This is a genomic window from Pseudomonas sp. VA159-2, assembly GCF_024126635.1.
GTDB lineage: Bacteria > Pseudomonadota > Gammaproteobacteria > Pseudomonadales > Pseudomonadaceae > Aquipseudomonas > Aquipseudomonas muyukensis.
Genome location: NZ_JAMYBV010000044.1, coordinates 1 through 20,160, shown reverse-complemented (window position 1 = coordinate 20,160; position 20,160 = coordinate 1). Strand labels below are relative to the sequence as shown.

Sequence of the window (20,160 nt, the reverse complement as noted above, 5' to 3'; positions counted from 1 at the left end):
CGGCCTGAGTCCCGTGGCATACAGGAATCAGACCGCAGCAGCCTAATCAAAGATTGTCCAACAAATGGGGCGCACCTCATCCCTGTAGGAGCGGCCTTGTGTCGCGAAAGGGCCGCAAAGCGGCCCCGGCAATCTTTGCATCAACGCTGAAATCCTGGGGCTGCTGCGCAGCCCTTTCGCGACACAAGGCCGCTCCTACAGGGTCCGCGTAAGGCGCAAGCCAAACGTCAGGACTTGAACCGCCCCACCAGCCCATTCAACTCATCCGACAGCTGCGCCAGCCTGCCGGAGTCGGCCTGGGCCGAGCTGGCCAGCCCTTCCACCAGGCGCGCCTCGTCGTAGATCTGCTGGATATGCCGGTTGATCTCCTCGGCCACGCTGTGCTGCTCCTCGGCGGCGGCGGAAATCTGCAGGTTCTGGTCGCGGATCTCGTTCACCGACAGCTGGATACCCTCGAAGCTGTCCCGCGCGCTTTCGATCGAGGTCACGCTGGCGCGCGACAGGTCCAGGCAGCTCTCCATCTTCTGCGACACTTCCTGGGTCTTGTCGCCCAGGGTGCCGAGCAACTGGTCGATCTCGCCGGTGGAGTCGGCGGTGCGCTTGGCCAGCGCCCGCACTTCATCGGCCACCACGGCGAAGCCGCGGCCCTGGTCGCCGGCCCGGGCCGCCTCGATGGCGGCGTTGAGCGCCAGCAGGTTGGTCTGCTCGGCGATGGCGCGGATGGTGCCGAGGATCTGGTTGATGCTGCGGCTGCCTTCTTCCAGCTCGACCATGGCCTGGGACGACTCGCCCAGGCGCCGGCCCAGGCGGTTGACGTTGTCGGTGGTCGCCTCGATCTGCTGCTTGCCTTCGGCCACCCGACGGTGGCCGTGCTCGGCGGCGTCGGCGGCGCTGCTGCACGAGCGTGCCACCTCGTTGGCGGTGGCGACCATCTGGTTGAACGCGGTGGACACCAGCTCCACCGCCTCGCGCTGGCGCCCGGCGGCCTGGTTCATGTTGCCGGCCATCTCGCTGTTGCTGCGCGAGGCCTCGTGCAGGTTGGTCGAGGCCGCGCCGATGCGCTGGATCAGCTGGCGGATGGCGGCGAGGAACTTGTTGAACCAGCCGGCCAGCTCGGCGGTTTCGTCCTTGCCTTGTACCTGCAGGTCGCGGCGCAGGTCGCCTTCGCCCTCGGCGATCGACTGCAAGCCGACGCTGACCTGGCCGATGGGCTTGACGATGACCCGCGAGAACGCCGCGGCCACCAGGGCAAAGACCAGCGCCAGCACCACCACGATCAGCGCGGTGACATAGGTCATGCGGGTGGCGGCGGCCATCACCTCGTCGTATTCGATCAGGCCGACGAAGCGCCAGCCCAGGCCAGGCGAGGTCCAGACATTGGCCATGTAGCGCTTGCCGTCGATCTGCACCTCGGTGGCGCCCTGGGCGGTGGCTGCCAGTTGCGCGTAGGGCGCGCCAAGGTCCTTGAGCTGCTTGAAACCGTGGCTGGCGTCACGCGGGTCGACCAGCACGGTGCCATTCTCGATCAGCATCACGTAGCCGCTGTCGCCGAGCTTGATGCTCTTGACCAGCTCGGTGAGGTTCTTCAGCGACACGCTGACCACCAACACGCCCCTGGCCTTGCCGCTGGCGTCGAGCAGCGCGCGGGCGGTGCCCACCAGGGCCACGTCGTCCTTGTCGTAGTAGTAGGCGGCAGTACGCACGGTCTTGTCCGGGCTGGCCATCGCATCCTTGTACCAGGGGCGGCTGCGCGGGTCGTACTTGGCCAGTTGCGGGTCATCCGGCCACTTGGCGTAGCTGCCGTCCTCCAGGCCGATGGACAGGATCGCCGCCGCCGGGTGGGTGGTGCCATAGCGGGCAAAGGCGTCGATCACCTGCTGCGCCTGGGCGGGCATGGGCTGGCTGGCGGCATCGGCGCCGGTGTAGTCCTTGAGCGAGGTGACGGCGCTGTACAGCGGGTCCTTGGCCATCTGGTCGACGTTCTGCAGGGTGCCATCGAAGAACTGGCGCATGTTGCCGTCGATCTGGCGGATCTCCCGGGTGCTGCCGTCGATGAACTGTTCCACCGCCTCGTTGCGAATATTCAGCACCGAGATGCCGCCGACCAGCGCCACCGGAATGAAGGCCACCAGGACGAAGGCCAGCACCAGTTTGTTTTTTATTTTCATCGTAACGCCCAATCCATGAGGGTGAAGGTGCGCGCAGCCGCTTCGACACGATACTGGCTATGCGCCATCTTTTCTGTTTCGGCCGGCGGAATATAAACCTTTAGCCCATGGGTTGTGTACAAAATGGCAATCGATTGTCGTTGTTCATGGGGTGTGCCGTAGGAAATTGCGCTTTGATCGGCAGGCGATCTGGACGTGCAGCAGGGCCTTCTCAAGTTTCATGTACGCTGGTCCGTGTTTAATTGACGCCACACTAGTGGCTATTTAGCATCGCGCATTTTGCCCCTTGCAGCTTATGGTTTCGAAGGATCGAACATGTACTTTTCCGCCCCTGGCGCACGCCTGCGCGCCGCCCTGGCCGGGCTTTGCCTGGTCGCCGCCGTGCATCCGGCCATGGCCGCCTCGCCGATCCTGCCGGGTGACCAGGACCTGATCCGCGACCGGCAGAATCGCCTGCTGGAAGAACAGCAACGGCGCCTTGAAGAACTCAAGGACCTGCCTGGCGAGCGGGCCGCGCCGGTAGCGCCCAAGGCGCCGAACGAGAGCCGCTGCTTCCCGATCCAGACCATCGAGCTCAAAGGCGCCGAGGCCTTGTCGAGCGCCGAGCAGGCCCGCCTGCTCGCGCCCTATATCGGCCAGTGCCTGGGGGTGGCCCAGCTCAATGAACTGCTCAAGGTCATCACCGACCGCTATATCGCCAAGGGCCTGGTCACCAGTCGCGCCTACCTGCCCCAGCAGGACCTGTCGTCCGGCCATCTGCAGGTGTTGGTGGTCGAGGGCCGCCTCGAAGGGCTCAAGGCCGGCGAGGGCAGCACACTCAGCGCCCGCGAACTGGATATGGCGTTCCCCGGCCGGGCCGGCGACTTGCTCAACCTGCGTGAGATCGAGCAGATGGTCGACCAGCTCAATCGCCTGCCGTCCAACCAGGCCCGCATGCAACTGACCCCCGGCAAGGCCGTGGGTGGCAGCGAGGTACAGGTCGCCAACACCCCGCAGAAGCCCTGGCGCGTCGGCCTGTCACGCAGCAACGAAGGGCAGAAGAGCACCGGCGAGCAGCAGTGGGGCAGCAGTTTCGAATGGGACAGCCCGCTGGGCCTGGCCGACCAGTTGGTGCTGCGCGGCGGCCACGACGCCATCAGCGATCACCAGAAGACCTCACGCAACGCCGCGCTCTACTACAACCTGCCGCTTGGCTGGTGGAACCTCAGCTACAGCTACAGCCAGAGCGAGTACCGTGCCCTGGGCGAGGCGGCGGGCTTCGACTTCAAGCAGACCGGCGACAGCCAGAACCACCAGTTGCGCCTCGAACGGGTCATCCACCGCGACTCGCTGAGCAAGACCTCGCTCAACAGCGGCCTGAGCTACCTGCGCACCAACAACTACATCGAAGACAGCCGCCTGGCCAACAGCAGCCATCGCCTCAGCGAAGCCCAGGTCGGCATCAACCATGGCCGGCGCATCGGTGGCGCCTTTCTCAACATCGACCTGGGCCTGCAAGAGGGCATCGGCGCTTTCGACGCCCAGCGTGAGCGTGAGCGCGATGACAATGGCAACCGCTTGCCCAGTGCTCGATATCGCAAGTACACCGCCACCGCCAGCTACCTGCAGCCGTTCAAGGTGCTGGGCGAGTCGCTGGTGTTCAGCAGCCTGGTCACCGGTCAGCGCAGCGAGGATCGACTGTTCAGCCCCCAGCGCATGAGCCTGGGCAGCCAGTCCTCGGTGCGTGGCTACAAGGACCAGAGCCTGAACGGCGACAGCGGCTACTACTGGCGCAACGACCTGCGCTGGAGCCGCCCGGTGGGCTGGGACTGGTTGCGACCGGTGCTGGCCGAATACGGCCTGGGCCTGGGCTACGACGTCGGCGCGATCAGCCACGACCGCTACAGCGGCGCGCAGCACGGTCGGGTGTCCAGCGATTCGCTCGAACTGTTCGCCCGTGGTCGCAACCTGTCCGCCAGCGTGACCTTCGCCCACTCCCTTGAGCGCCCCGACGGGCTGCTCGAGCGCGAGGCGCCGGTCTACTTTCGCCTGGACTTCTTCCTTTAACACCGTTTTCCGATAGAGATGCCCGACATGGATGTTCGTCAGTTCGCCTTCCTGGTGCGCCAGCCTTCGGCTGCCTTGCAATCCCGTGACACTTTCTGGGGCCTGTCCAAGCGCGGCTTGGCGTTCATGCTGGCCAACATGATGTTCTGGCAGCCGCTGGTGGCCATGGCCGACGGCATCGTGGTCAACGGCAGCGGCACCAACCTCGGCCAGGCCGGTAACGGCGTGCCTATCGTCAATATCGCCGCGCCCAGCGGCTCGGGCCTCTCACACAACACCTTCAGCGACTACAACGTCGGCCAGCAGGGAGTCATCCTCAACAACGCCACCAACCGTACCCAGTCCACCCAGCTGGGCGGGATCATCCTGGGCAACAGCAACCTGGCCGGGCGCTCGGCCAGCGTGATCCTCAACGAGGTCAACGGCGCCAACCCCAGCCAGCTCAAGGGCTATACCGAAGTGGCGGGGCAGGCGGCGCATGTCATCGTCGCCAACCCCTACGGTGTAACCTGCAATGGTTGCGGTTTCATCAACACCCCGCGAGCGACCCTGACCACCGGCAAGCCGGTGATCGAGAACGGCCAGCTGCAGCGCTACCAGGTGGAGCAGGGCAGTGTCGCCATCGAAGGCGCGGGCCTCAACGCTAGCAACATCGACCAGTTCGAGATCATCACCCGTAGCGCCAAGATCAACGCGCAGATCCAGGCTCGCCAGCTGGCGGTGGTCGCCGGTGCCAACGATGTCGACGCGCAGACGCTCAAGGCCACGGCGCGGGCGGCCAATCCGGCGACCGCGCCGCAGTTGGCCATCGACTCCTCGGCACTGGGCGGCATGTATGCCGGCGCCATCACCCTGGTGGGCACCGAAGCGGGGGTCGGGGTGAAGCTCGACGGCAAGCTGATTGCCAGCGGCGGGGATATCCAGCTCGACGCCAACGGCCAGTTGCGCATGGTCGAGGCGACCGCCGACAAGGGCGCGGTAGCGATCAACGCTGGCCAGCTCGATGCCCAGGGCGCGGTGTACGCCGGCACCGAGCTCAAGGTCAAGACCCGGGGTGACCTGGACAACCGCAACAACCTGGCCGCCGGTGAGCGCATCGACCTCGACAGCGGTGGCCGCCTGACCAACTACGGCATCATCGAGGCCGGGGTCAACCCCGACAACAGCCGCAACGCCAGCGGCGATGTACGCCTGAACGCGCAGCATATCGATAACCGCGGCCAGAGCGTGGTGGCCAGCCGCATCCTGAGCGCCAGCGCCGCGCAGACCCTGAGCAACCAGGGCGGTACCCTGAGCGCCCAACGCCAGCTGAGCGCCAGCGCCGACACCCTGGACAACCACGACAAGGGCCGCCTGCTCAGCGCCGGCCAGGCCAACCTGCAAGCGGGCCGCCTGTTGAACGGCCAGGGCGGTTTGATCAAGGCCGACCAGGCCATCGAAGCCCACGCCGGGCACCTCGACAACCATGCTGGCGAGCTGACCAGCCAAGGCCGGCTGAGTGCGCAGGTCGCTACCCTGGACAACCAGGCCGGCACCCTCAACGCCGGCCAGCACCTGGACATCAACGCCAGCGCTACCGTGGACAACCGCGGCGGCCAGCTCACCAGCGTGCAGACCCTCGACCTCAAGGCCGGCCAGGTGAACAACAGTGGCGCCGGCCGCATTGCCAGCAACCAGGCGCTGACCGCCAATGTGCGCGGGCTCGACCAGCAGGATGGCGGCCGCCTGACCAGCCTCGGCGAACTGACCCTGGACCTCAACAAGGGCCACCTGAACAACCAGGGCGGCCTGATCAACGCCCCACGCCTGACCCTGAACAACCTCGACAGCGTCGACAACCACAACGGCGAGATCTCCAGCGCCCAGGCCTTCGCCCTGGTGGCGCGCAACCTGGACAACAGCCTCGGCAAGCTGCTGGGCAACCAGGGCTTACTGTGCAGTTGCAGCAGACCTTGAACAACGCCGGTGGCCTGGTTTCGGCCAACGGCGTCACGCTGAGCGCGGCCAGCCTCGACAACCGTGAAGGCACCGTCACCAGCCGTGGCGACCTCGGCCTGACGCTGGCCGGGGCCAGCGACAACCAGGACGGCGAGATCTCCAGCGCCGGCACCACCACCCTCAAGGGCCAGAGCCTGGACAACCGCAAGGGCCAGGTCACCGGTGACGGCAGGTTGAACGTCGCCCTGGGCGCTGCCCTGGACAACCGTGCCGGCCTGCTCGGCTCGGCCGGAACGATCGACCTCGAGGCGGCTAGCCTGGACAACCGCGAGGCCGGCAACCTGGTCGGCGATGCCGACCTGAAGGCCCGCATCCAGGGCCTGCTGGATAACCAGCAAGGCGCAATCATCGCCAAGGGCGGTGTCGACCTGCGCGCCGCCAAGCTGGACAACCGTGGCGGCAAGCTGCGCGCCGACCACCAGGCCGTGCTCGCCGTCGACCAGCTGGACAACCGCCAGCAAGGGTTGCTCAACAGCCTGGCGGCGCTGACCTATACCGGCAGCCACCTGGACAACCGCGGCGGCCTGCTCAATGCCGTCGGCCCTGTACGCCTGGAAAGCGCCAGCCTGGACAACAGCGGTGGGCGCATCTCCAGCCAACGCGCGCTGGTGGCCCAGATCACCCAGGTGACCAACCACAAGGGGGCGCTGGTCGCCGACGGCGACCTGACCGTGACCGGTGCCAGCCTGGACAACCGCAATGGTGGCCAGGTCGGTGCCAAGCAGGCGTTGAAGCTCGAGGTGGCCGAGGTCGACAACCGGGGCGGCGAGCTATCCAGCAAGACCGGTCTGACGGTCAAGGGCGCCAAGCTCGACAACAGCGACAGCGGCAAGCTGCTTGCCGGCAGCGACCTGGACCTGCAGGTGGCCGAGGTGCTCAACCGCAACCAGGGCCTGCTGTCGGGCAAGGGCGCGGTGAACGTCGTCGGCCAGCGCCTGGACAATGGCCAGGGTCGCCTGGTCGCGCGCCAGGCGCTGGACATCCGCCTCGATGCCGGCCTGGACAACCTGCTGGGCGTGATCAGCGCCGATGGCCGCCTGAGCGCCACGGTCGGCCGCCTGGACAACAGCACCGGCAAGCTGTCGAGCGCCGATGACCTGGTTCTGACCAGCCAGGGCGCGCTGCTCAACCGCAAGGGTTCGATCATCGGCGACGCCGGCCTGACCCTGACCAGCCAGAGCTTGGACAACAGCGACGCCGGCCTGCTCAGTGGCCAGGGCGCGGTCAAGGTCGCTACCGGCAGCTTCGACAACGGCGCGGGTGCGCGCCTGGTCAGTGGCGACCGCCTCGACCTCACCGCCGGTCAGCTCAACAACGGCCAGGGCAGCCGCATTGCCAGTGAAAAGGCTCTGGTGGCCAGTGTCAGCGGCCTGACCCAGGAGGGGGGGGAGCTGTTCAGCAAGAGCGCCCTGACCCTCGACCTGAACCAGGGTCGCCTGAGCAACCACAAGGGGCTGATCAACGCCCCGTTGCTGGTGCTGAAGAACCTCGCCGACGTCGACAACCAGCACGGCGAGATCTCCAGTGCCCAGGCCTTCAGCCTGGCGGCCCGCAGCCTGGACAACAGCAACGGCAAGCTGATCGGCCAGCAGGGCCTGACCCTGCGCATCGAGCAGGCGCTGAACAACCTCAATGGCCTGGTCTCGGCCAATGGCCTGGACCTGCACAGCCACAGCCTGGACAACAGCCAGGGGATGATCAGCAGCCGTGGCACCCAGAAAGTCGTGGTCGACACCGAGCTGCGCAACCAGGGCGGCACGCTGATCGCCGACCAACGCCTGGACCTGCAGGCGGCAAGCCTGGCCAACCAGCAAGGGCTGGTATCCGGCAAGACCGCGCTGGTGGCCAAGGTCGGCAACCTCGACAACCAGGCCGGCCAACTGCTGGCCGGTGACGACCTGAGCCTCAGCGGCGACGTGCTCGACAACCGCCAGGCTGGCCAGGTGGCGGCGACCCAGGGACTGGACGTGCAAGTGGCCAAGGTGGACAACCGTGGCGGCGAGCTGTCGGGCAAGGTCGGCGTGACCCTGGGCGGTGCACGCCTGGACAACAGCGATGGCGGCAAGGTCCTGGCCGAGGGCCGGTTGCAACTGACCGTGGCCGAAGTGATCAACCGCAACAAGGGCCTGCTCTCGGGCAAGACCGGGCTGACCCTGACCGGCGACAGCCTGGACAACGCGGGCGGCCTGCTGCAATCCCGACAGGCGCTCACTGCCAACCTGCGCGGCAAACTCGACAACCGCGCGGGCCAGATCGATGCCGAAGGCACCCTGGGCCTGGCCAGCGACACCCTCGACAACCGCGCTGGCAGCATCTCCAGCGGCGGCGCGCTGACCCTCGAACACGAGGGCGACATCCTCAACCAGGGCGGTGAACTGCTCACCGACGGCGCACTGCTGCTCAGCGGTGCCCACCTCGACAACAACGACCAGGGCATCATCAGCGCCAAGGGGCCGGCCAGCCTCACCAGCGCCAGCCTGGACAACAGCCGCAAGGGCCGGATCGACAGCGACGCCAGCCTGAACCTGATCAGCGGTCAACTGACCAACCGCGACGCGGGCCGCATCGGCAGCAACGGTGCGGTGGATGTTCGCGTCAGCGGCCTGGATCAGCAGGGTGGCCAGCTGTTCAGCAACAGCGCGCTGACCCTGGACGTCGAGTATGGCCTGCTGGACAACCGCCAGGGCCTGATCAACGCGCCTGTGCTGGTGCTCAAAAATCTCGAGCGGGTGAACAACCAGGGGGGCGAGATCTCCTCGGCCCAGGCTTTCACCCTGGCCGCGCGCAGCCTGGACAACGACAACGGCAAGCTGCTGAGCAACCAGGGCCTGGTCCTGCGCATCGACCAGGCCCTGAGTAACATCAAGGGCCTGGTCGCCGCGGCGTCCCTCGACACCCGTGCCGCCAGCCTGGACAACCGTGGCGGCATCCTGACCAGTCGCGGCGACCTTGACCTGCAACTGGCCGACAATCTCGACAACAGCCAGCAAGGGCTGATCAATGCGGCCGGCAAGCTGCAAGTCAGCGGCCGTGGCATCGACAACCGCGCGGGCTCGCTGCTCGGCGGCGCCATCGCCCTCGACCTGGGTAGCGCCATGGGCGACCTGAACAACGACGGCGGCCTGATCAAGACCGACGGCGCGTTGACCGTCGAGCATTTGCGCGACCTGAGCAACCAGGGCGGCGAGCTATCCACCCAGCAGGCCCTGGCGCTCAAGGCGCGCACCGTGGACAACGTCGGCGGCAAGCTGATCAGCAGCGGCCAACTGACGCTCGATGCCCAGCGCCTGCTCAACCAGGCTGGCCTGGTCTCGGGCTGGCAGGGGGTGGACGTTACCCTCGACAGCCTCGACAACCGCAACCAAGGTACCCTGTCCAGTCGCAGCGGCGCGCTGCAGGCGACGGTGAGCGGCGATGTGCTGAACAGTGGCGGCGCCCTGGTCAGTCAGCAGGCGCTGACCGTCAAGGCGGCGAACCTGGACAACAGCGGCAAGGGCATTCTTTCCAGCGCCGCTGGCCAGCGCCTGGATATCACCGGCCTGCTCAACAATGGCCAAGGCGGCCTGATCGACAGCGGCGCGGCCCTGACCCTCAACGCCATGACCCTGGGCAACGTGGCCGGTGGCATCAACGCTCAGCAGGCCGTGACGCTCAACGCCACCACCCTGGACAACAGCGGCGGCACCCTGGTCGGCAATGGCGCGGTCACCCTTGACTTGCTCGGCGCCTTGACCAACACCCAAGGCAAGCTGGCCAGTGCGGGCCCCTTGCGCATCGAGCGTGCCACCCAGGTCGGCAACCAGGGTGGGCAGATCGTCAGCCAGGGCCTGCTGAGCCTGCTCGCCGGCAGCCTGGACAACCGCAACCGCGGCACTGTCGCGGCCGGCCAGCCATTGACCCTGGCCGTGGACGGCGTGCTGCAGAACAGCGCCGACGGCCTGATCTACAGCCAGGACGGCAACCTCGATGTGCGTGCCGCCAGTCTGGAAAACGGCAAGGGCACCCTGCAGGGCCAGGGCGCCCTCAAGCTGGTGACCGGCGACATCGACAACCAGAGCGGTCGCATCCTTGCCGACAACGGCAACCTCGATGTCAGCGCCGTCAACCTGGACAACCGCGGCGGGATGCTCGCCAGCCTCAAGGGCGGCGTGAACGCCGATCTGCGCGGCGTGTTGCGCAACGGTTATGACCTCAACAACAACCGCCAGGGCGGCACTACCCAGGGCCAGTTCCTGACCCTCAAGGCGCTTGGCGGCATCGACAACTACGGTGGGCGGATCGCCGCGCAGGCCGGCGACGCCCAGGTCACCACCGCCGATTTCGACAACCGCAACGGCGGCCTGTACGCCAAGGGCCTGGTCAAGGTCAGCGGCGCCAACTTCGACAACAGCGGCGACAACGATGGCCAGATCGCCGGCCAGCGCATCGACCTTGACCTCAGTGGCGCGCTGAACAACCGCCTGGGCATTATCGAAAGCGACAGCACCCTGGCGATCAAGGCGGCCAGCCTCGACAACCAGACCGGCCAGCTGCGCGCCCTGGGCACCAGTGGCGCGACCCGCCTGCAGATCGGCGGCCAGTTAGACAATCGCAACGGCACCCTGGAAACCGCCAACACCGACCTCAGCCTGGGCGTCGGCAGCTTCCTCAACGGCGGCGGCAGCCTGCTGCACGTGGGCAACGGCACCTTCGATATCTCCACCGCCAACGTCACCGGAGCCGGCGGCAGCATCGTCACCCGAGGCGGCCTGACCCTCAACGCCGGCAGCTGGCGCAACAGCAACGTCATCCAGGCCGGGCGCCTGACGGTCAATGTCGGCGACTTCAGCCAGACCGCCAGCGGCCAGTTGCTGGCCAGCGATACGCTGGTGGGCACTGGCGGCAACTGGAGCAACGATGGCCTGATCGCCAGTGACGGCAGCCTCAGCCTGAACCTGGGCGGCACCTACACTGGCAACGGTCGCCTGAGCAGTCGTGGCACCCTGGGCCTGGGCGCCTCGCAGGTCAACCTGAGCGGCAGTGGCAGCATCGCCGGGGGCGGCGCCACCAGCGTTTCGGTGGCCGGCCAGTTGAACAATGCCGGACGCCTGACCTCCGCGGCCGGCCTCAGCGTCGCGGCAGGTGCCGTCAACAACCAGGGCACCCTGGGCGCCGCGCAGAACCTGACCCTGACCACCGGCGCCCTGATCAACGACCATGGCCTGGTGTTCAGCGGCGCCGACATGGGCCTGCGCGTCGACAGCCTGACCAACAGCTATGCCGACGTCTACAGCCTGGGCAACCTGACCATTGACCGCGACGGCCAGGGCACCCTGGCCAGCAGCATCGTCAACAGCTCCGGCTCGCTGCAGAGCGACGGCTCGATGAGCCTGGCCGCCAGCACCGTGCAGAACGTGCGCGCGGTGCTCAAGACCGACAACAAGGGCGTGTACACCGCCCGCATCGGCGAAGTCGCCTGTATCGAGGGCTACAACGCCGGCGACTGCGGTGGCAAGCGCAACCACGTCTGGGAAATCGTCCAGCGCGACAAGTTCGATGTCACCGAGGCCAGCACCGCGTCGAGCATCACCACGGGCGCCAACCTCACGATCCGCGGCGGCGACCTGCTCAACAGCAGCAGCACCATCGCTGCCGCCGGCAGCCTGGTGGCGTCGGTGAACAACCTCACCAACAGCGGCGTGGAGACCGGCGAGACCGAGACCACCCGTATCTTCCGCTCGGCGCGCACCAAGAACGCCGGCGGCTGGTACAGCGTCGCCAACTCGGTCACCAGCAAGTACTGGTACGAGAGCGCGGGCTACAACCCCAACGACCTGGGCGGCCTGCAAGGCGCCCTGGCCGGCTTCATCGGCATGACCGAAGCGGAGCTGGTATCGCTGGGCAGCAGCCGCAAGCTCGCAGGCGGCGACCAGAGCTACGCCGGCGTGATGCAGGCCGGCGGCGCCGTGAGCATCACCGCCGGCAACGGCATCAGCAACAGCGTGGTGCGTCCGGGCTACGACTACATCGGCAGTGGCGCGCGTACCGACACCTCGGCGCCGGGCACCGCGTTCTCCACCCGTATCAACCTGAACCAGCAGCTGCCGCCGGACCTGGCCAAGCAGCAGGTCAACCCGCTGGCGCTGCCGGGCTTCAGCCTGCCCAGCGGCCAGCACGGCTTGTTCCGCCTGAGCACCGACGCCGGCAGCACGCCGGCCAACAGCGGCCCGCAAAGCTGGACCATGGGCGGCGCCAGCCTGAGCGCCGTGCAGCGCCAGCAGCCGCTGCCGCAGGTGCTGGCGCGCGACATCAACCTGGGTGACGTCACCCAGGCGGCCGGCCGCAGTACCGAGCTAAGTACCGCCAGCCGTGGCCAGGCCACCGTTGTCGGCGATGCCAGCGCCATCGACACCGCCTTGCCGGGCGCAGGCAGCGGCCCGCTGCTGCCGGGTCGCTCGCAGGTGAACGACGGTATCACCCAGGCCGCCGCGCTGAACGCCCAGGGCCCGGCGCCGGTCACCATCGACCGCGTACAGGGCCTGCCCGACAGCAGCGTGCGCAGCAACCCGCACAAGTACCTGATCGAAACCAACCCGGTACTCACCGACCTCAAGCAGTTCATGAGTTCGGACTACCTGCTGGCGAACCTCGGCTACGACCCCGACCTGAGCGCCAAGCGCCTGGGTGACGGTTTCTATGAGCAGAAACTGGTGCAGCAGGCCGTGGTCGCCCGTACCGGCCAGCGCTTCATCGACGGCCAGGACACCGACGAGAAGCTGTTCAAGTACCTGATGGACAACGCCATCCAGAGCAAGCAGCAGCTCAACCTGGCGGTGGGCGTGAGCCTGACCGCCGAGCAGGTGGCGGCCCTGACCCACGACATCGTCTGGCTGGAAAACGCCGAGGTCAATGGCGAGCAGGTGTTGGTGCCGGTGCTCTACCTGGCCCACTCCAATGACCGCCTGGCGCCCAACGGCGCGTTGATCGCCGGCAGCGACGTCAACCTGATCGCCGGGCAGAACCTCGACAACGTCGGTACCCTGCGCGCGACCCACAACCTGTCGGCCCAGGCTGGCAACAACCTGGTCAACAGCGGCCTGGTCCAGGCCGGCGACCGCCTCGACCTGCTGGCGGGCAACAACCTGTCGAACAAGGCCGGTGGCATCATCGCCGGGCGTGACGTGACCCTCACCGCCACCCGCGACGTGACCAACGAGCGCAGCGCGACCTCGCACCAGAGCAGCAACGGCAGCTATGCCCAGCAGCGCGACTTCGTCGACAGCGCGGCCAGGGTCGAGGCGGCCAACAACCTGGCGATCAACGCCGGGCGCGACCTGCTCAACAGCGGTGGCGTGCTCACCAGTGGCGCCGACACCAACCTCAAGGCCGGGCGCGACGTCAAGCTGACCTCGGTGCAGCAGGTGGTCAGCAATGACCAGGGCGTGCGCCACAGCGACTACAGCGTGACCCAGAACGGCTCCAGCCTGCAGGCTGGGCGCGACCTGACCGTCAGCGCCGGACGCGACATCAATGCGGTGGCCAGCGCGATCGAGGCCAAGCGCGATGTGGCAATGACCGCGACCGGCGACCTGAGCCTGGTGTCCGCCGCCAATGAGCAGCATTCGGCGAGCAAGACCAGGAAGGTCACCAGCCAGGAAGATCACGTCCAGCAGGTGTCCAGCACGGTGGCGGCCGGCGGTAACGTGGCGCTCAAGGCCGGGGACGACCTGAGCCTGAGTGCCAGCAAGGTGACCGCGGGCAAAGAGGCCTATCTCTATGCCGGCGGTGACGTGAACCTGGTCGCCGAGGAAAACAGCGACTACAGCTACTACCGCAAGACCAAGACCAGCCGCTCCGGACTCTCCAGCAGCCAGAAGACCCGTATCGACAGCACGCATGCCGTCACCCAGGAAAGCTCGTCGGTCAGCGGCGACACGGTAGCGATCCGCGCCGGGCAGGATATTGGCGTATCGGGCAGCAACATCGTGTCCACCAACGACACGAGCCTGCTGGCCGGGGGCAACATCCAGATCGAGAGTGCCACGGAAACCTTCGAGGAAAGCCACTCGAGTTCGAAGAAGAAGTCCGGCTTGCTCAGCAGCGGCGGGATCGGCTTCACCCTGGGCTCGACCAGCCTGGAGAACACCTCCACCAGCAAGGGCGAGAGCGGCAAGGCCAGCACCGTCGGCAGCGTGCTCGGCAACGTGTCCATCGAGGCCGGCAAGGACCTGGGGGTGAAGGGCTCCGAGCTGATCGCCGGCAAGGACATCACCCTGGTCGGGCAGAACGTCGAGATCGTCGCGGCCGAGCACCACAACAGCAGCGAGCAGACCGCCAAGAGCAAGAGCAGCGGCCTGACCCTGGCCTTGTCCGGCACTGTCGGCAGCGCCATGGATGCCGCCTACCAGATCACCAGGCAAGCCACCCAGGAAGAAGACAGCCGACTCTCGGCCCTGCAAGGCATCAAGGCTGGCCTGACCGGTGTGCAGGCCTGGCAGGCCGCGCAGGACAACGGCGGCATGAACGCCGGCAACGTCGGCCAGTTCGTCGGCGTTTCCGTCTCGCTCGGCGGGCAGAAGTCCAGCTCGCGGCAGACCCAGGAGCAGACCGTCAGCCAGGGCAGCAGCCTGACCAGCGGCAACGACCTGACCATCGTCGCCAAGGGCAAGGACGCCGACGGCACGGGCGGTGATATCCGCGTGCAGGGCAGCCAGCTCAAGGCCGCCAACGACCTCACCTTGTCGGCGGGGCGCGATATCCACCTCGAGGCCGCGGCCAACACGCAAAAGCTGGACGGCAAGAACAGCAGCAGCGGCGGCGCCATCGGCGCCAGCATCGGGGTCAGCGATGATGGCTTCGGCCTGAGCATCTTCGCCAATGCCAACAAAGGCAGCGGCAAGGAGAAGGGCAACGGCACCACCTGGACTGAAACCACCCTGGATGCCGGGAACCAGGCCAGCTTGCTCAGCGGGCGGGACACCACGCTCAAGGGCGCGCAGGTCAACGGCGACAAGGTGGTCGCCGACGTTGGCCGCGACCTGACGCTGCAGAGCCTGCAGGACACCGACGACTACAAGTCCAAGCAGAGCAACGTCAGCGGCGGCGCGAGCGTCACCATCATTGGTGCCGGTGGGGCCAGTGGCAACCTCAGCGTCAGCCAGAGCAAGCTCGACTCCACCTACAAGAGCGTGCAGGAGCAGACCGGGCTGTTTGCCGGCAAGGGCGGTTACCAGGTCGAGGTGGGCAAGCACACCCAGCTCGACGGCAGCGTCATCGCCAGCACCGCCGAGGCCGGCAAGAACCGCCTGAGCACCGGCACCCTGGGCTGGAGCGATATCAAGAACAAGGCCGAGTTCAAGAGCCAGATGGCCAGCGCCAGCATCAGCGGTGGCAACAACGGCGCGAGCGGTTTCACCAGCAACATGCCGACCGGCACGCTGATCGCCTTCAACCACAGTGGCAGCGCCAGCGGCACCACCTCCACGGCGGTGTCCGCAGGCACCCTGGAGATCCGCGATCCTGGCCAGCAGAAGCAGGACGTGGCGACCCTGAGCCATGATGTGGCGCATGCCAACGACAGCATCAGCCCGATCTTCGACAAGGAGAAAGAGCAGCGGCGCCTGCAGCAGGTGCAGTTGATCGCGGATATCGGCAACCAGGTGTCGGACATTGTGCGCACCCAGGGCCAGCTCAAGGCCAAGGAGGAAGGCCGTGCCGAGCTGAAGGCGCGGGGGATCGAGGAGCCGGGGAAAGGCGCGAGCCAAGAGGCGGTACAGGAGTACCAGAGGAAGCTGGCGGGTACCGATGCTTACCAGAGGATCATGGGTAAGTACGGTACCGGAAGCGATTATCAGAAGGCGACTCAGGCGGTCACCGCGGCGCTACAGGGCCTTGCCGGGGGCAACATCGGTGGTGCGCTGGCGGGCGCCTCGGCGCCATACCTTGCCGGGGTGATCAAGAGGGTTGCTGGCGATAACGATACCGCGCGGATCATGGCACATGCGGTGCTGGGTGCGGTTGTCGCCCAGGCGCAGGGGAATTCTGCGGCGGCGGGGGCAGCCGGTGCGGCAGGCGGGGAATTGACTGCTCGATTGATCACCCAGCATCTGTACGGCACCAGTGATACCAGTGCCCTTAGTGAAGAACAAAAGCAGACAATAGCCGCGCTATCTACCTTAGCGGCCGGTTTTGCAGGCGGTGTTACGAGCGGTAATAGCACGGATGCTATTGCCGGGGCTGGGGCGGGTAAGAATGCAGTGGAGAACAACCACTTAGGAACGGGCGCCAACATTTTTGGCTACCAGCTGGGCCAGAATCAAATAGCAGAGTTTAGTCAGGAACTTAAAGCCTCCTGTGGTGATGCAGGTGGCTTGCAAGATTGCCTGAAAACATATGACAAGTGGAAAGAAACCTCCTATCGCCAAGGTGGCTTGGATACGAAAGAGGCTCAAGCGGGCTGGGAGGATTTCGTACAGGCAGTTTACACCGATAAAGTGTTACCCCTGTGTAAAGGCAACGCTGCTTGCGAGCGGAATGTCGCTACCCATATGGCTGTCACCACGATCACCTATGCGGGCGATAGCGCAGGCATAGGGCAGGCGGTGGGTGAGGCCACCCGAGCAGTCAACCTAGCGAATGGGAACTGGGTCCGTACGGGATTGCAAGTTATTGAGGATGCAGGTCTACTAGCTACGCTTGGCAGCATGGTGGGGGTGTTCTCAAAAGCAGGTAGCGCAGGTACAAAAGCGACTGGGACGGCTGGAGAAGTTGCAGGCACGGGCGCTAGAAATCCGTTGCTTGATGATGCGATACCGAGAGGCGGTGATCGTCTGGTCGTGAATCAAGGGCCTGTGCCTACCTGCGGTCACAACTCTTGTGGGATGGTTCTGAATACGTTGGGCAAGGAAGTTGATGTAGGTACTCTTATCCAAAAGCTCCCGCCCTCTGACAAAGGAATTTTTGCTCAGGATGTTGCTAGCCTGATGAAATCTGAAGGTGTTCCTGCAAGTGCCTTTGGGAACAGAAATGTCTCTGATTTGGCTAGATATACCTCAAATGGAACTCCGGTAGTTGTTCGAGTTGTTGACAAAGCGACAGGCTCTGGCTTTTCCCATTTTGTTGTGGTGGATGGAGTTACAACTAGAAATGGCATTTCTGTTGTGGCTATTCGTGATCCGCATGGTAAGCAGTATTTCAGTCCTGTTAGTACCTTTGAAAGAAATTTTTCGGGTGAGGTTGTTGTTCCTCGGAGTGCTTTGAAATGAAATTAAAAATTAGCTTTCCCAAAAATATGCACACTGAGCAATTGCTCAGGCAGGAGCGAATTCCTTGCTTGTGCAAAATATCTAAAGAATTTGAGATTTATTTTTCGGATACTGTTCCTGAAACATCCGGAGTCGTATCTGAATGGGATCGTAATGAGTTGGAGTTAAGAGCTATTGCGGGTGGGGGAGGGCAATGTACTCACTATGCGAACAGCCTGATTACCTTGAGGGAAATTGAGCCTAATGTTTATAAAGTCATTGGGCTAGAGATGTTTTATACGAACTTCGGGTGGTGTGTTGTCTTGAAGGATGGAGAGTATGCGCCGCCAGGGATTTTTTGGGACGAAGAGTGACGGTTTTTGATGGGCTTTACTGACAGGTTGGTACAAAAGCAACTGGTGCAGCTGAAGTACCGGCTACGTCTGCAACTGCGCGGGTAGGACTGCGGGAAGACCTTGCAGCGCAAGCCGGAATCCCTCGAAATATAGTGGAAGCTCCGGCGAATGTTTGGGGGAAATCCATTGATGATATTCAGCAGTCGTTCAAGATGGATGGTGCCAAGCTCACATATGGAAAAAGGGGACAGATTTATTTTCCCTACTCTAAATTCGGTTCCTGGGGCGTCGCGATCTAGCTGTCAGGCAGGGTAGGTCGAAATTAGAGTAGGGAAAATCACGAAAAGGGGACGCACGAAAAGGGGACGGATTTATTTTTCCTGACGGGTAACAATCGGTTTGTGGATCGGGTGAAAGAGAGAAAAAGGGGACAGAAAATGGGGACAGATTTATTTTCCCTACTCTAAATTCGGTTCCTGGGGCGTCGCGATATAGCTATCAGGCAGGATAGGTCGAAATTAGAGTAGGGAAAATAAATCTGTCCCCTTTTCGATTTTATTGCTCAGCAACTGTATGGTACCAGTGATACCAGTGCGTTGAGTGAGGAGCAGAAGCAGACGATTTCGGCATTGTCGACGTTGGCGGCCGGCCTTTCGGGAGGCCTTGTAGAGGGCAATAGCGCGGGTGCCGTCACCGGTGCTGGGGCCGGTCGCAATGCTGTAGAAAACAACTATCTGAGCAAGGAGCAGAAAGCGCAGAAGGCCGCAGAATTGGCATCCTGCGACAACACTGCCTGCACGGCCCAGAAAGAGGCGAAGTGGCTAGCGATCGACGTAGGACAGGATGGCAGCTTTGCCGCTGGTATGATCGCCGGCGTGCCGGAGGGGTTGTATGACACCGTCAAAGGGATCGTGCAGACGGCCAGCAGCCCGGGTGAAACGTTCGATGCCTTGAAGTCACTGTTCCAGAGTGATGATGTGCTTGGGAACATCGCTGATGCGGTGAAACAGTCGTATATTGAACGTATCGATCAAATGGAGGCCGAGTACGAGAGAGCAGGGGCCGGCGGGTCGTTCAAGGCAGGGGTTGAAGGCGGCAAGCTGTTGTCGGAAATTGCAGCTTTACTTGGGGGCGGGGTAGGAGCGGCCAAGGTCTCGGTTAACGTTACCGAGAAAATTGTTACTAAAGTGGCTAGTAAAGCGGGATCTCTTGCGGCTAGTGCAAATAAATGATTCGCATTTGATATTGGTCTTAAGTGGTTGCCAGATGCAAATGGGAGACTTCATGCGACGGCAGTGAAAGGTGATGCAAGGGTGCCGCTTGATAAGGTTGAGCTGTACATGCGGGGTAAGTCTTCCGGTGATCTGGGCGCGTTGCAGACTGAATATGAATCTCTGAGATCCTTGCGAGCTGCAAGTCAGAAGGAGTTTGCAAAGAATCCCGAAAATGAAGCTAGATTGAGACTGCTTTCTAGTCAAATGCATAATGTTGAAAGGTCGCGAGATATGGCGCGGGTTCTTGATAGTGCGGGGATTATTGATACGGCTAAGAATAATAAAATGATCATAGCCGAGCTGCTGGCTTCTGCTCGCGATATTACAGTGGCAAATAGGCGGTCCTCTATTGTGCTTTCTGGTCCTCAAGGGAATGTGCGGGTGAATGCAACTTGGACGATTTTGGATGATGGGTCAAAGCGGTTGTCAACTATGCAAGTGGGAGCCTTTAAGTGATAAATTTAATGAGGCATTCTGTTCATGAGTTTCTTCGTGGGCTAGATAATTATCTGGCGAATGGATACATTAATGAACTCTCCTTTGAGGATCCTGCACAAGATGCCTTAGAGTATCTAAGTGGGCTTTATGTGGCTGACGTAAGAAAAGGACTTGAATATTGCAAGCTTATTCTGGAGTCCGATGTGCCATTCAGTGACTCCTTGCGAGCAGCTTGTCTATATTATTTGCTGATGTCCCAGGATGAGTGGGGATATGCATTCTTGTTTCTGCTGAGATATAGCAAAAGCCTTTCCGTTGAAATGCTAAAAGAAGCGTTTGAGTATTTCTGTTATGCAAGGCGTGACGTAGATGAGCATGCTGTTCCGGAAGGGTTATTTGAAAGTCTTTTGGCCCGCTATCAAGAATTAAAAAGTGATCCTGATGCGAACTTTTATAAGCTTCATGAGTTTTATATTGAGTTCTTGAGGTTGCACCCATTAGAGGGGGGGAGAGTCGAGGAGAGATGATCGATAAAGGCGACTAAAAAGAGGAGCAAGGGGACAGGGGGAAAGGGGAGGGAAAGGGGACAGATGGGCCTGTCCCATGGCAGCGGACGCCAAGAAGCTGGCTAATGAGCCAACTGCCTCAAGCCTTTTGC

General features: G+C 63.6%; 8 protein-coding genes. 7 read left to right on the top strand and 1 reads right to left on the bottom strand.

All coding sequences use genetic code 11. The features are described 5' to 3' along the window. Positions 1-227: 227 nt before the first annotated feature. Entirely contained in the window at positions 228-2,168 is a 1,941-nt protein-coding gene (locus NJG22_RS23650) for a methyl-accepting chemotaxis protein (protein WP_253098283.1), read from the bottom strand. Positions 2,169-2,483: 315 nt separating this feature from the next. Between NJG22_RS23650 and NJG22_RS23645 the strand changes: the two genes are divergently transcribed. The 7 genes from NJG22_RS23645 to NJG22_RS23615 all read left to right on the top strand — a co-directional run bounded on the left by NJG22_RS23645 (position 2,484) and on the right by NJG22_RS23615 (position 20,029). Then, positions 2,484-4,214 (top strand): ShlB/FhaC/HecB family hemolysin secretion/activation protein, encoded by a 1,731-nt coding sequence (locus NJG22_RS23645; RefSeq protein ID WP_253098282.1) that lies wholly within the window; start codon positions 2,484-2,486, stop codon positions 4,212-4,214. Between the two features lie 27 nt (positions 4,215-4,241). After that, a complete protein-coding gene (locus tag NJG22_RS24675; RefSeq protein ID WP_366518858.1) occupies positions 4,242-6,170 on the top strand; it encodes a filamentous hemagglutinin N-terminal domain-containing protein in 1,929 nt (642 codons plus the stop codon). Continuing rightward, positions 6,149-17,455, top strand: a complete 11,307-nt coding sequence (locus tag NJG22_RS23640; RefSeq protein WP_366518857.1) for a hemagglutinin repeat-containing protein — start codon at positions 6,149-6,151, stop codon at positions 17,453-17,455. Before NJG22_RS24675 ends, NJG22_RS23640 begins: the two co-directional genes overlap by 22 nt. Beyond that, the gene (locus NJG22_RS23630; RefSeq protein ID WP_253098281.1) at positions 17,452-17,808 is read left to right on the top strand and encodes a hypothetical protein; all 357 of its coding nucleotides are present in this window, start codon (positions 17,452-17,454) and stop codon (positions 17,806-17,808) included. The genes NJG22_RS23640 and NJG22_RS23630 overlap by 4 nt, the downstream gene beginning before the upstream one ends. A 578-nt stretch (positions 17,809-18,386) precedes the next feature. Then, complete coding sequence (locus NJG22_RS23625) at positions 18,387-19,022, top strand: VENN motif pre-toxin domain-containing protein (RefSeq protein ID WP_253098280.1); 636 nt, start codon at positions 18,387-18,389, stop codon at positions 19,020-19,022. Between the two features lie 63 nt (positions 19,023-19,085). After that, on the top strand, positions 19,086-19,520 hold the full coding sequence (locus NJG22_RS23620) for a hypothetical protein (RefSeq protein ID WP_253098279.1): 435 nt from the start codon (positions 19,086-19,088) through the stop codon (positions 19,518-19,520). An 8-nt stretch (positions 19,521-19,528) separates the two neighbouring features. Then, a complete protein-coding gene (locus NJG22_RS23615; RefSeq protein WP_217848578.1) occupies positions 19,529-20,029 on the top strand; it encodes a hypothetical protein in 501 nt (166 codons plus the stop codon). Positions 20,030-20,160 lie beyond the last annotated feature (131 nt).